The 12,672-nt window shown below is 65.7% G+C and carries 11 protein-coding genes; 3 read left to right on the top strand and 8 right to left on the bottom strand.

Annotation, left to right across the window (positions count from 1 at the left end):
- Positions 1-123: 123 nt before the first annotated feature.
- From uxaC to PIB19_RS21725, 5 genes are read right to left on the bottom strand one after another with little or no spacing between them, the layout of a single operon-like run.
- A complete protein-coding gene (gene uxaC / locus PIB19_RS21745) occupies positions 124-1,548 on the bottom strand; it encodes a glucuronate isomerase (protein WP_271238999.1) in 1,425 nt (474 codons plus the stop codon).
- 5 nt (positions 1,549-1,553) lie between these two features.
- Positions 1,554-2,609, bottom strand: a complete 1,056-nt coding sequence (locus PIB19_RS21740) for an SDR family oxidoreductase (protein WP_271238998.1) — start codon at positions 2,607-2,609, stop codon at positions 1,554-1,556.
- Positions 2,582-3,532 (bottom strand): UxaA family hydrolase, encoded by a 951-nt coding sequence (locus PIB19_RS21735; protein ID WP_271238997.1) that lies wholly within the window; start codon positions 3,530-3,532, stop codon positions 2,582-2,584. The genes PIB19_RS21740 and PIB19_RS21735 overlap by 28 nt, the downstream gene beginning before the upstream one ends.
- Entirely contained in the window at positions 3,525-3,845 is a 321-nt protein-coding gene (locus PIB19_RS21730) for an SAF domain-containing protein (protein WP_271238996.1), read from the bottom strand. Before PIB19_RS21730 ends, PIB19_RS21735 begins: the two co-directional genes overlap by 8 nt.
- Entirely contained in the window at positions 3,842-5,791 is a 1,950-nt protein-coding gene (locus PIB19_RS21725; protein WP_271238995.1) for an MFS transporter, read from the bottom strand. Before PIB19_RS21725 ends, PIB19_RS21730 begins: the two co-directional genes overlap by 4 nt.
- 175 nt (positions 5,792-5,966) lie before the next feature.
- On the opposite strand from PIB19_RS21725, the gene PIB19_RS21720 reads away from it, so the two are divergent.
- Both PIB19_RS21720 and PIB19_RS21715 read left to right on the top strand, forming a co-directional pair.
- A complete protein-coding gene (locus PIB19_RS21720) occupies positions 5,967-6,707 on the top strand; it encodes a FadR/GntR family transcriptional regulator (RefSeq protein WP_271238994.1) in 741 nt (246 codons plus the stop codon).
- Between the two features lie 148 nt (positions 6,708-6,855).
- Positions 6,856-7,980, top strand: a complete 1,125-nt coding sequence (locus tag PIB19_RS21715) for an enolase C-terminal domain-like protein (RefSeq protein WP_271238993.1) — start codon at positions 6,856-6,858, stop codon at positions 7,978-7,980.
- A 57-nt stretch (positions 7,981-8,037) separates the two neighbouring features.
- On the opposite strand, the gene PIB19_RS21710 is transcribed toward PIB19_RS21715, so the two are convergent.
- Genes PIB19_RS21710 through PIB19_RS21700 form a run of 3 tightly spaced genes read right to left on the bottom strand, consistent with a single transcriptional unit; the run spans position 8,038 to position 10,215 of the window.
- Positions 8,038-8,358 carry a DUF3325 family protein gene (locus PIB19_RS21710; RefSeq protein ID WP_271238992.1) on the bottom strand — a complete coding sequence of 107 codons (321 nt, stop codon included), beginning with the start codon at positions 8,356-8,358 and terminating at the stop codon, positions 8,038-8,040.
- Positions 8,348-9,889, bottom strand: a complete 1,542-nt coding sequence (locus PIB19_RS21705; protein WP_271238991.1) for a PepSY-associated TM helix domain-containing protein — start codon at positions 9,887-9,889, stop codon at positions 8,348-8,350. The genes PIB19_RS21710 and PIB19_RS21705 overlap by 11 nt, the downstream gene beginning before the upstream one ends.
- Before the next feature lie 23 nt (positions 9,890-9,912).
- On the bottom strand, positions 9,913-10,215 hold the full coding sequence (locus PIB19_RS21700) for a hypothetical protein (protein WP_271238990.1): 303 nt from the start codon (positions 10,213-10,215) through the stop codon (positions 9,913-9,915).
- A 93-nt stretch (positions 10,216-10,308) separates the two neighbouring features.
- On the opposite strand from PIB19_RS21700, the gene PIB19_RS21695 reads away from it, so the two are divergent.
- Entirely contained in the window at positions 10,309-12,462 is a 2,154-nt protein-coding gene (locus PIB19_RS21695) for a TonB-dependent siderophore receptor (RefSeq protein ID WP_271238989.1), read from the top strand.
- Positions 12,463-12,672 lie beyond the last annotated feature (210 nt).

The raw sequence follows: 12,672 nt of genomic DNA, 5'->3' as shown, positions 1-12,672 counted from the left end.
TCCCCGCAAGGGGAGGTGTCAGCGCAGCTGACGGAGGGGAGGACGGCAGCAACTTCTGTCGGGAGTCCTCCCCTCCGTCGCCTTCGGCGCCACCTCCCCCTGGCGGGGGAGGATTGTCAGCCTTCACAGCCGATACGCCGCCTTCACCAGATTATACGCAAGGTCCTTTGCCACTGCGAACGCCTCGTCGCGCTCCAGGCGATGTTCGGCGACCAGCCGGGCGAGGAACGCACAATCGACGCGGCGGCTCAGATCGTGCCGCGCGGGGATCGAGAAGAATGCCCGGGTGTCGTCGTTGAAGCCGACGGTGTTGTAGAAGCCGCCGGTCTCGGTGACCTGCTCGCGGAAGCGCATCATCCCCTCGGGGCTGTCATGGAACCACCAGGCCGGCCCGATCCGGAGCGCGGGATAATGGCCGGCGAGCGGCGCGATCTCGCGGGCATAGGTGCTTTCGTCGAGCGTGAAGAGGATGATGGTCAGGTCGCGTTCGTTGCCATAGGCGTTGAGCAGCGGCTTGAGCGCGCGGACATATTCGGTCGGCGACGGCCAGTCGTCGCCCTTGGCCTCGCCGAAAGTGCCGGTGACCGCGGGATTCTGGCTGCGCAGCGCGCCCGGGTGGATCTGCATCACCAGCCCGTCGTCCAGGCTCATCCGCGCCATTTCGGTCAGCATCTGCCCGCGGAACCGCTCGGCTTCCCCGGCACTGACCGTGCCCGAGACGACACGGCTGTAGAGCACGGCGGCCTCTTCCTGCGGCAAATTCTCGGTGTGTGCGGTCGGGTGGCCGTGATCGGTCGAAGTCGCGCCGCCATGCTCGATGAAATAACGCCGCCGCTGGCGCAATGCCGCGAGATAGCCTTCCCAGGTCCCGACATCCTCGCCGGTGATCCGGCCGAGTTCGGGCAGATCCTCGCGAAAGCGCGGATGCTCGGGATCGGTGACATTGTCGGGGCGGAACGCAGTCATCACCCGGCCGCTCCAGCCGCTCGCCTTGATCGCCTTGTGATGGCGCAAATCGTCGAGCGGATTCTCGGTGGTCGCGATCGCCTCGATCCCGAACCGCTCGAACAAGGCCCGCGGCAGGAATTCGGGCCGCTTCAGCTGGACGTCGATCTGGTCGTAGATCCGGTCGGCATTGGTCGGCGACAGTCGTTCGGTGATCCCGAGTATCTCGTGGAACGCATAATCGAGCCACATCCGGCTGGGCGTGCCGCGCAGCAAATGGAAATTCTCGGCGAAGCGGCGCCAGATCTTCCGCATGTCGGTCTCGGTCCAGCCGCCGTCGATCCGCGGCACGCCCAGTTCTTCGAGCGGCACGCCTTGGCTGTAGAGCATCCGGAAGATGTAGTGATCGGGGATGATGAACAGCGACGCGGGATCCGGAAACGGCTGGTTCTCGGCGAACCATGACGGATCGGTGTGCCCGTGCGGGCTGATGATCGGCAGATCCTTGACCGAGCGATAGAGTTCGCGAGCGATCGCGCGGGTCTCGGGATCGGCGGGAAGCAGGCGATCGGGATGCGGCGCCAAGGGCGCTTCGGTGGTCATGATTGTTAGAATCCCTGGGATGCGCCGCCGTCGATCGGCAGCAAGACACCGGTGACGAACTTTGCGGCGGGCGAGCAGAGATAGACCGCGGCGAGGCCGATATCCTCGGCTTCGCCGAAGCGTGCCATCGGGGTGCGCTGGAGGATGCGCGACGAACGCGCGGGATCGCCGTCGAGCGCCTTGCGCAACATCGGTGATTCGATCCAGCCGGGCGCGATCGCGTTCACCCGCACGCCCTGCCCCGCGACTTCGACCGACAGCGCGCGGACCATGCCGACATAGGCTGATTTTGCCGCCGAATAGGCGATCACGCCCGGCATGCCGAGCAGCGAGGTCATCGACGCAGTGAACAGGATGCTGCCATGCCCAGCCTCGAGCATCCCCGGCAGCACCAGCCGCGTCAGATTGTGCGCGGCGAGCACGTGCGTGTCGAGCATGCCGCTGAATTCCTCGACGCTGGTGTCGACCGCCAATTTCTTGAAATTGTGCCCGGCATTGTTGGCGAGGATCGAGATCGGCCCGACCCGTTCGCGGATCCGCTCGATGAGCGCGGGAATGCTGTCATAGGCCGTGACGTCGGCGACTTCCCAGAATGCGCCTTCGCCCAGCTCCTCCGCCGCGCTCTCGATCATGTCCGCCCGGCGCCCGACCAGCACGACCTGCGCGCCGGCGCCGTGCATCGCGCGCGCCATGCCGAGGCCCAGCCCGGATCCGCCGCCGGTGATCAGTGCGACTTCGCCGTCGAGGCGGAATGCCGATGCGGGATCAAGCGGCACTGCGGCACCCCGATCGAGATCCGGCGTGTCCTGGTGCTTGTACATCACGAAATACTCCCTGTGCCCCAATGCTTCCGGCTTGCTCGGCGTGCCGGCAGCGACGTCGGCGACCATCGTGCCGAGCTCGTCGGCGCATTGATCGAGCGTCATCTCGCCCGCCAGCACCCGGCCGGCGTCGAAATCCATGTCCTCGTGCATCCGGCTGAACGTGCGGCTGTTGCCGGTCACCTTGATCAGCGGCGACACCGGCGATCCGATTACGCTGCCCCGCCCGGTGATGAACAAGACGATCTGGCTGCCCCCGAGATCAGGTCCATGATCCCCTCGGTGTCGTTGGGATTGGTGTAGCCGAATTGCATGAAGTGATCGTCGGGCACTGAATCCATTACCCACATGCCCGGCCAGGGCGGGGTCTCGCCGACCTTGATCACGCCCTGCAGCGGGCGCGATCCGCTCTTGGCGAAGGCGCCCATGCTCTTTTCCTCGATCGTCGTTAGCCCGCCGGCGAAATTGCCCGGCGACACCGAATATTGCCGCACTTCCCGGCAGTAACGCTCGGCCTTGGCATAGGCAGCCTCCAGCTCGCCGCGGGCGCGATCGTCGGCGGCGCGGGCGAGGATGATTTCGCGCAGGCCGATCATCTCGACGATCTCCTCGCAGATCGCCGAGCCGCCGGCGTCGACGACGCGATCGAACAGCCGCCCCACCGCTGGATTGCCGACCAGCCCGCTGGTCCCGTCCGATCCGCCGCACTCGGCACCGAGGATCAGATCGGCGAACCCCATCGGCACCCGCGGTGTCTCGCGGTGGATACGATCGCGCAAGCCCCGCACGATCGCCTTGCCCTTTTCGGTCGACGAGCGCGTGCCGCCGACATCCTGAATGAAGAAGGCGTCGGCCGGGCGCCCGCTCCTCTCCACCGCCTCGGCGATCCGCGCCGGCTGGGTATATTCGCACCCCAGCCCGACCGACAGCACCGCGCCGACATTCGGATGCCGCGCCAGCGAAAGCACCAGCCGGATGGCATATTGATTGTCGTAGCAGCCCGGAAAGCCGATGACCTGGACGTCGTCCTCGCCCGCGGCGATGGCGTGGGCGACATGCGCGGCGCACTGGACGGTGTAGATCACCAGCACGAGATTGCGGACGCCCTTGCGCCCGTCGGGGCGCAGCCAGCCGGTCCAGCTGCGATCGAACGGCTCAGTCATAGCGCATGTCCTTCCCGGCGCCGGTGATCACGTCGAAATCGCCCGAGCGCTCGTCGAAGCCGCTGGTGCAATTGTGCAGATGAACCCAGTCGCCGCGCGCGATTGCGGTGCTGGCGGTGCCGATCGGAATGCCGAACTTCACCACCGCCGCGCCCGCCGCGATATCGGCGACCGCGACCTTATGTCCCAGTGCGATCGGCCGGAGCAACACGACATCGCCCGCCGCTTCGCCGCGCAGCGATACGCGATCCTCGGCATCGCCGAGCAAGGTCGCGACATTGTCGGCCGCGTGGATCTGGAAGGCGATGCTCACAGGATGCCGTATTTCGCGAAGGCTTGGGTGCTCGACATGCCGGCGTCGATCGCCCGGCGCACCAGTTTCTCGCCACGCGCCTTTTCCAGCGCGCGCTCGACCACTTCCACCTCGATTGCACGCGGGATGACCAGCACGCCGTCGAGATCGCCGAACACGAGATCGCCAGGCTGGATCGTCACCTGGCCCACTTCAATCGGGCAGCGATAGTCGATCACCTTGGTCCGCACCCCCGAATCCGCCGCATATCGGCCGCGGCTGAACACCGGCCAGTCCTGCTCGAGGACCTGCGGGGTATCGCGGTGATAGCCGTTGATCACTGCGCCGTTCGCTCCGCGCCGTCGCGCCGTCGCGGTCAATATCTCGCCCCAATAGGCGCAGCGCATCGCGCCGCCGCTGGCGAGGTAGACGTCGCCAGGCTCGAGCTGATCGAGCGCCTCGGTCAGCTTGCCGAACGGCTGCGCCTGCATGCCATAGACGTCGATCATCAGCACCGGCATCGCCCGGCCGACCAGCTTCATGCCCGTCAGCATCGGCTGGACCGGCTGCGGCAGGAACTGGTGAACGAGCCCGAGCGTATCGAGCACGTCCCCGACCACCGGGGTGTACAGCTCGGATCGGAACAGGTCGAAAAGCGCGTCGTCGGTCATCGGGTTTCCATGCGGAAGGAGCGGCGCAGGATCAGCGCCATGAGCAATACGGCGAGGGTATGCACACCCCGCGCCGATGAAGAGGACCATGTAATTGCCGCCTGTCGCGTCGAGGATGCGCCCCACGGCCATCGCGACGAACATCCCGCAGATGCCGGCCGCGAAGCCGCCGATGCCGATGACGGAGCTGACGGCGCGTGCGGGGAGCGTATCCGATACGATCGTGTAGAGATTGGCGGACAGCCCTTGATGCCCGGCGGCCGCGAGCGCGATCAGCAGCACTGCGCTCCACATGTTCGACACGCCGGACACGAACGCCACCGGCACGGTGCACGCCGCCATGAACGCCATCGCCACGATCCGCGCACGCACCGCGGCCATTCCGCTTTGCACCAGCCGCGAGGAGATCCAGCCGCCGGCGATGCTGCCGACATCGGCAACCAGATAGATCGTCACCAGCGGCGCGATCGACGCCATCATGTTCATGCCGAAGCGGGTGTGGAGGAAGCCGGGCACCCAGTTGAGGTAGAACCACCAGACCGGGCTGGTCAGCAGCATGCCCAAAGCATAGGCGCAGGTGCCGCGATAGCGGAACAGCGACAGCCATGGCGCGCGTTCAGGGCTCGGCGCACCGTCGCTGCGGATATAGGCAAGCTCCTCGGCCGAGGCACGGCGCTGCCGTTCGGGCGCCTCGTAGAAGTAAAGCCAGAGCACCAGCCAGATCAGTCCGAGCGCGCCGGCGATCAGGAACGCTGCGCGCCAGCCGACCGCCGCCACGACGAACGGCAGCGAGATCGGCGTGACGATCGCACCGATATTGCTGCCGGCGTTGAACAATCCGGTCGCGAAGGCGCGTTCTTTGGCGGGAAACCATTCGCGCACCGCCTTAATCGACGCCGGAAAATTGCCGCCCTCGGCGAGGCCGAGCGCGCCGCGCGCGAACTTGAAGCCGATCACGCTCGACATCAGTCCGTGCAATGCCGCGCTGACGCTCCACCCGGCGACTGCCAGGCCGAGCCCGCGCCGCACGCCGATCAGGTCCATCATCCGCCCGCCGAACAGATAGCCGAAGGCGTACATCAGCGAGAAGACCGCGACGATGTCGCCATATTCGGTCTCGGACCAGCCGAGTTCGGCGTCGAGCGTGGGCTTCAGCAGCCCGAAGATCTGGCGGTCCACGTAGCAGATCGTGGTCGATGCGAAGAGCAAGGCCACCACTACCCAGCGATAGCGACCGACGGGTTTAGCGACCGGCGCCGTAACCGTCGCGGCGGGCGCGCTGACGATGGGGGTCATGGGGTCGCTTCCTCTCCGGGACCGCAATTTCCGCACGACGCGTTTGCCATCCTGTATTACAGGTTTGGAGCATTTGAAGTGGCAAGGCAAGCCAGTTTTTGCTTTCCGCGCGTCGAGCCGCTGCTAAATGCGGTAAGACAGGCTGGGCACACGGCGCGCTCTGGGGAGAGATGATTTGCCGGCAATCGCGAATGAACCCGTGATCATTGCTTCGAAAAGCGGGCTGGTCGATCTCGTGATCGAATATCTCCGCGATCACGTGGCGACCCAGCGCCTGCGCCCCGGATCGAAATTGCCGAGCGAGACTGCGATCAGCACGACGCTGGGCGTCAGCCGCCCGGTGGTCCGCGAAGCAATGCGCGCGCTGGCCGCGACCGGTCTGGTCGAGATGGCGGTCGGCAAGCGGGCGACGATCGTCTCGGTCGACGGTGAGATGATCTCGCGCGTGATCGAGAATGCCGTCCTGATCGGCCAGGCCGGAGCGCCCGACATTCTCGAAATGCGTCGCGGGATCGAGATCACGATGGTCGCTCTCGCCGCATCGCGCCGGACCGATGCGGACGCCGCGGCGCTTCAGGCGATCATCGACGAGATGGCCGGGCTGCTCGGCGATGCCGATCGTTACGCCGAGCTCGACATGCGGCTGCACATGACTTTGGCCAAGGCGACCGGCAACCCGCTTTATCCCCTGCTGATCGAGGCGTTCCGCCAGCTGATCCAGGCGTCGATGCTCGAGGGGCTCGAACGTTGGGCGGCCACGCCCAAGCTCCAGCGCGTCCAGGACCTGCACGTCGAAATCACCAAGGCAGTGATCGACAAGGATCCGAGCCGGGCTGCGCAAGCGATGGAGCAGCATTTCGACGACGCGATCAACGCGATCCTCGGCCCGATCGTTGACGATGGGCCGGCCGATTAGATCTGACCTCGTATTTCCTGCCGTCACCCCCGCGCATTAGCCAGCAGCAATGGCGACGCGCCCACTCCGTCCTCCCCTAATTTTGATGTTGTGACCCGGATGTAGCCGCCCTATCCTGTAAGACAAGTTTATCGGAGACGAAGGCGCGATGCACATCGAGACGTTTGAGACGTGGATCTGCAATCGTCCCAAGGGCCTGTTCGACGAGGACCGGCAGGGCGCCGCGCCGATGCCGTGGAGCTATGGTGTCGGCAAAATCACCACTTCGGACGGAGTCGAAGGCGTGGCCACTTTCTGGGCGGCGCGGTCGGGCGCGGTCACCGATGCCTACCTGTCCGACGTGATCGCGCCGGTGATCCTCGGCCGCAGCATCCATGATCGTGAGAGGATTTGGCACGATTTCTGGAATATCGACCGCCACGGCGCCTTCTTCCCGATATTCCTCCCCGGCCCGATCGACGTGGCTCTATGGGACGCCGCGGCGCGCACCGCCGGGCTGCCGCTGCACCAATATATCGGCAGCTACCGGACAAGCCTGCCGGTCTATGCCAGCAGCCTGTGGCTGCCCGGCGTCGAAGATTATGTGCGGGAGGCGCTGGCCTACAAGGCGCGCGGGTTCAAGGCGTACAAGGTCCATCCGTGCGGCCCGAGCAGCATGGACATGGAAATCCACGCCGCGGTCCGCGCGGCAGTCGGCCCCGACATGGTACTGATGAGCGATCCCGTCGCCGAATACACGCTCCACGAAGCGATCAAGGTCGCCCGGCACATGGAGAGCCTCGATTATTATTGGCTCGAAGAGCCGTTCCGCGATTACGAGCTCGACAAATATGCCAAGCTCAGCGCCGCGGTCGACATCCCGATCGTCGGCACCGAAACCACGCGCGGCGGCCCATGGGGCGTGGCGCAGGCGATACGCGACAATGCCGTCGACATGGTCCGCGCCGACGTATCGTGGAAGGGCGGCATCACCGGCACGCTCAAGGTCTGCCATCTGGCCGAAGCGCATGGCATGAACTGCGAGTTGCACACCACGACGATGGGCCCGATGGACGTGGCCAATGTCCATGTCGCCTGCGCGGTGCGCAATTCGGAATATTTCGAGCTGTTCGTGCCCGAGGATACCTTTCAGGTGCCGATGAAGCAGAGCCTTCGCGACTTCATGGATGCCGACGGCAACATCCACGCGCCGACTGGGCCGGGGCTCGGAATCGACGTGGATTGGGATCTGGTCGACGACAATTGCGTGTCGAAACGCCGGTTCACCGCCTAAGGCGATATCGACCGCTCCTCCATTTTCATGAAGGGCTCGGGCAATTTCTCGTAAGGCTCATCCGATCAGGCTTGCGGCCAGCCCCGCTAGGGCGATCGGTGCAGCTGCCACGAACGCGATGTTGGGTGAGCGCGAAAGCAGCAGGACCAGCGCAACTGCCGCGATGGCGAGCGCCGCTATCCAGGCGACGATCCCGATGGCCACACCGAGGCGAGCCGCGCCGCTCAGGAGCGCCAAGGCGAGCAGCAGGCCGCCGCCGATGCGCAGCGCCCGCGGTGTGATCGCGCGCAACAAGGGCATCGCAGGGCGGATCCGACGCGTGGCGACGGCCAGGCAGAGAAAGCCGACATAAGCGGCTGCGACAATATCAAGCGGCATGGGCAAGCCGCTCCTGATCGAGCCCGACAGGGGCCGATTCTCGCTGGGACACGCGGTACGCGATACGGTTCGCCTGCCGGGCGGCAAATCCCAGCAGAATTGCGCTGCCGAGCATGACGAGATCGAAAGCGACGAACAGGCCATCGCCCTGCGCGATCGATTGCGGCAGGCCGCGATCGGTCGTGGCCATGTTGACCAGCGGCACGGCGAGAAAGGCCGCAGCGGCTATGCCGAGCGCTTCCGGCCAGGCGCGGCGGACCGGGCGCAGGCACGTGAGCACGGCAAGGCCGAACCAAGTGTAGAACATCGCCGACACCTCGAGCGCCCCGCGATCGGGCATCGCTACCGGGATCAGGCGGTTGGCGAGGAAGAAGGCGGCCATGCCGGCGGGCAGGCAGGCGATCGTGCCGATGTTGAGCCGCTGGACCACGGCATGGCCGATCGGCGAGGCGGTCTTGCGCAGTCGCTTTTCGGTCCACAGCACCAGGCCGGTGCCGACCATCGCGGTGCCGGTGAGCCCCAGCGCGAAGAGCACCCAGCGCAGTCCGGTATCGGCGAACCAGCCGAGATGCAGGCCGAGCATCACTGCGGCGGTGCGGACGGCGGGACCGGGCGGTGGCGAAACCGAAAGGCGGCGGCCGTCGCTGCCGGACCAGGTGATCGCGCCCTGACGCGTGCTGAGGCTCGCCGTCCCTTCGCGCAGCATCGTGATCCGCGCGGTGGCGTCATTGGGGTTGCGGATGACGATGCGGCCGGGCGGCTCGCTTTGCCATTCCTGGATGGCGGACCGAACCAGCGGCGCGACGGAGACGAGCGGGGCAGGACGGCCGATAGCGGGCGGGTCGGGTTCGATGCCATATGCCTCGGCGGCAAAGGCGGCGGGCTTGGCGTAATTGGCGGCGATCGGCCAGGGCATGTACATCAGGGCGAGGGTGATCAGCCCGGTATAAGTGATCATCGCGTGATAGGGCAGCGCGAGCACTGCCGAGACATTATGCGCGTCCAGCCAGCTGCGCTGTCCCTTGCCCCAGCGCAGCATGAAGAAATCCATGAAGATCCGCTTGTGAGTGATCACCCCGGAAATGATCGCGGCGAGCATGAACATGGCGCACAGGCCCGCGAGCCAGCGGCCCCAGGGATGCGGCAACTGAAGCTGGAAATGAAAGCGATAGAAATGTTCTCCGCCGCGCGTTTCGCGGGCGCGGAGCGGTTCGCCGGTGGCGGGATCGAGGCGGATTTCCGGGCGGCGCGGCGCGGGCGGCGTCGTGGGCTTGTCGCGTACGACGACGCGGGTGGAGGTCGTGCGCGCGTCCGGCAGGTAGATATACCATTGCTCGGCGGCGGGCGCGGTGCGCTGGAGGTAGCGGACGGCGGCGGAAGCGGCGTCCGCCGGGGCAACGGGCTGCGGGCGCAGCTCGGGTTGCATCCAGCGGGTGATCTCGGGACGGAAATAGCTGGCGGTACCGGTCAGGAACATGGCGAACAGGATCCAGCCGGCGAGCAGGCCCATCCAGCCATGGATCCATGCCATCGACTTGCGGAGCGACGGAGCACTCACGGACGCACGCCGATCAGCAGCGCCAGGCCGATCGTCACCGCCGCAATGCCCCAGATAAGGATGCAGACGCGCAGCAGCCGTTGCTCGTGAAAGGCCCAGAGCGCCACGCACGCATAAAAGAGGAAGCTGAGGATAATCGCCCAGCTGGTGGCCTCGACACGCGCGATCGGCAGGATGCGGGCGACCAGGGCAGCGGTGCCCGCGCTGGCGGCGTACCCACCCAGCAATGCAGTGACGCAGCGCAGCGCCATCGCCGCAGGGGCCCCGCCTCGCTTCGATGTCGCACTCGCCTCGCTCATTCCGACTCCTCTGATGTTGATTCGCATTTGCAATATGGGCACGTCGTCCCTACCAGCCGCTGCGAATCGTTATCAATAGCAAATAGGGGAAGCATGCGCCGCTCGTTCAATCAAGTCCTGTGGTCCGTTTCGCGCGCCACTCTGGCGGCGGCCGGACTGGCGCTCGCACCGACGGCATTCGCGGCGGAGGAGGACAAGAATGCGACGGCGGAGGAGACGCAGGCATCACCCCATGACACGATCGTCGTCACCGGCCTGCGCGAAAAGGGCACGGGCACCGGCACCAAGACCGACACTTCGCTGATCGAGACGCCGCAATCGATCACCGTCATCGACGGCGAGGAGCTGGAGCGGCGCAACGTGCTGTCGATCAATCAGGCGCTCGGCTATGTCGCCGGCGTGGCGGCGAACCAGCGCGGCGGCACCGTGACCCGCTACGACCAGCTGCTGCTGCGCGGCTTCGCACCGGGCGTGTACCTCGATGGGATGCGGCTGCTCGCGGGCCCCTATTCAACCCCGCAGATCGACTTCAATCGCATCGACCAGGTCGATGTGGTGAAGGGGCCGGCCTCGGTTCTCTACGGCAATTCGACTCCCGGCGGCCTGGTCAATCTGACCAGCAAGATTCCCGAGGCCAACGCGTTCGGACGCGCCGAATTGCAGGTCGGCAATTACAACGCGGTTCGCGCGGTGGCCGACGTCAATCAGCCGCTCACCGGCGACGGCAAGCTGCTGGCCCGCATCGTCGGCGGCTGGCAGAAGAGCGACGGCTTCACTTGGGACACGTTCAGCGAACGCTATCACATCAGTCCGATGCTGACCTTCGCGCCGGGGCCGGACACCAGCCTGACGCTGATCGCCAACTACCAGCATTCGCCCTCGGGTGGCGGTTATTCGGGCGTTCCGGCTTATGGCACCGTGCTGCCCAACCCGGCGGGCAAGGTGCCGCTGCATATCAATACCGGTGATCCGGGCTATGAGCGCTATAACCACAAGGCGCAGTCGATCACGGCGCTGTTTCGCCACGATTTCGACGAACATCTCAGCTTCCGCTCGAACTTCCGCTTCCAGAACAACAATCTGAGCTACCGCCAGCTCTATGTCGCGGGCTTCCTGACCACCGGCACAGGGGTGAACCGCAATACCGATTACAGCAATATCTCCCGCGGCGGCGGCGGCGCGGACGAGGATTTCGACACGCTGACGATCGACAATCACTTCAACGCGAAGTTCGCGACCGGGCCGCTGGAGCACAATGTGCTGGTGGGCGTCGACTATCAGTTCATCTCGGGTGAGAATTTCCAGCAGTTCAACACCGGCGTGACCGCCAATCCGGTCACCAGCATTCCGAACCTCAACCTGTTCAACCCGGTCTATGGCGGAACGCTGCCCAGCCTCGACCTGAAGGCGCTCTCCGCCGCCTATGTGAACACCTACAGCAAGCGCGATCAGGTGGGCGTGTACCTCCAGGATCAGCTATCACTCGGCAATCTGCAGCTGATCGCGAGCGGCCGCTGGGACTGGTATCACCAGACCTCGATCAACAAGAAGCTGGCGGCGAACAACGTGACGTTGCTGTCGCAGACCGCGTTCACTGCGCGGGTCGGCGCGCTCTATGAAACCGCGATCGGCCTGTCTCCTTACGTCTCCTATTCGGAATCGTTCGAGCCGCAGACGGGCACCACCTATCTCGGCGTGCCGTTCGACCCGGTGACCGGCAAGATGATCGAGGGCGGACTGAAGTTCCAGCCCAGGGGCGCGAAGGCGCTGTTTACCCTGTCGGTCTATGAGCTGAAGCGTCAGAAGGTGCCCGCGCCCGACCCACTGGCTGGCACCGGCACCATTCCGGCCAATTCGCAGGTGCAGATCGGCGAGGTGCGCGTGCGCGGCGTCGAACTGGAGGGCCGCGGCGAAGTGACGCCGGGCTTCGACGTGATCCTCGCGGGCGCCTATACCGACGCGATCATCACGCAGGGTTCGCCGGCGGTGCGGCCGACGGCGACCAATAGCGGCACGCCGACCACCACCGGCACGCGTCAGCTCGGCACGCCGGAATGGCAGGCGACGGGATTCCTCTCTTATGACCTCGGCCGCGGCGGCGCGGGCGGTGCCATCGGCGGCCTCTCGCTGGGCGCGGGCGTACGTTACGTCAGCGGATCGGGGGATCGACCAGCTACAAGGTGGTCAACAACGTCACCACGTTCGAGGCGTTCACGACCGACGACTTCACCCTGGTCGATGCGCTGATCGGGTACGACCTGTCGTTTCTCGGCAACTCGCTGAGGGGTGGAGCGCGGCGTTCAACGCAGCGAACCTGCTCGACAAGCGCTACATCAGCGCCTGCCCCTTCTCCAATTCCTGCTATTTCGGAGCGTCACGCACCGTGACGGGATCACTGCGCTTCAAGTGGTGAGCCCTGCCAAGGCCGGGACTTCATTTGCGAGCCCCGGCACCCGT

Source organism: Sphingomonas sp. 7/4-4 (assembly GCF_027941955.1).
In the GTDB taxonomy this organism is placed as follows: Bacteria; Pseudomonadota; Alphaproteobacteria; order Sphingomonadales; family Sphingomonadaceae; genus Sphingomonas.
This window is presented reverse-complemented; position numbering and strand designations above follow the sequence as displayed.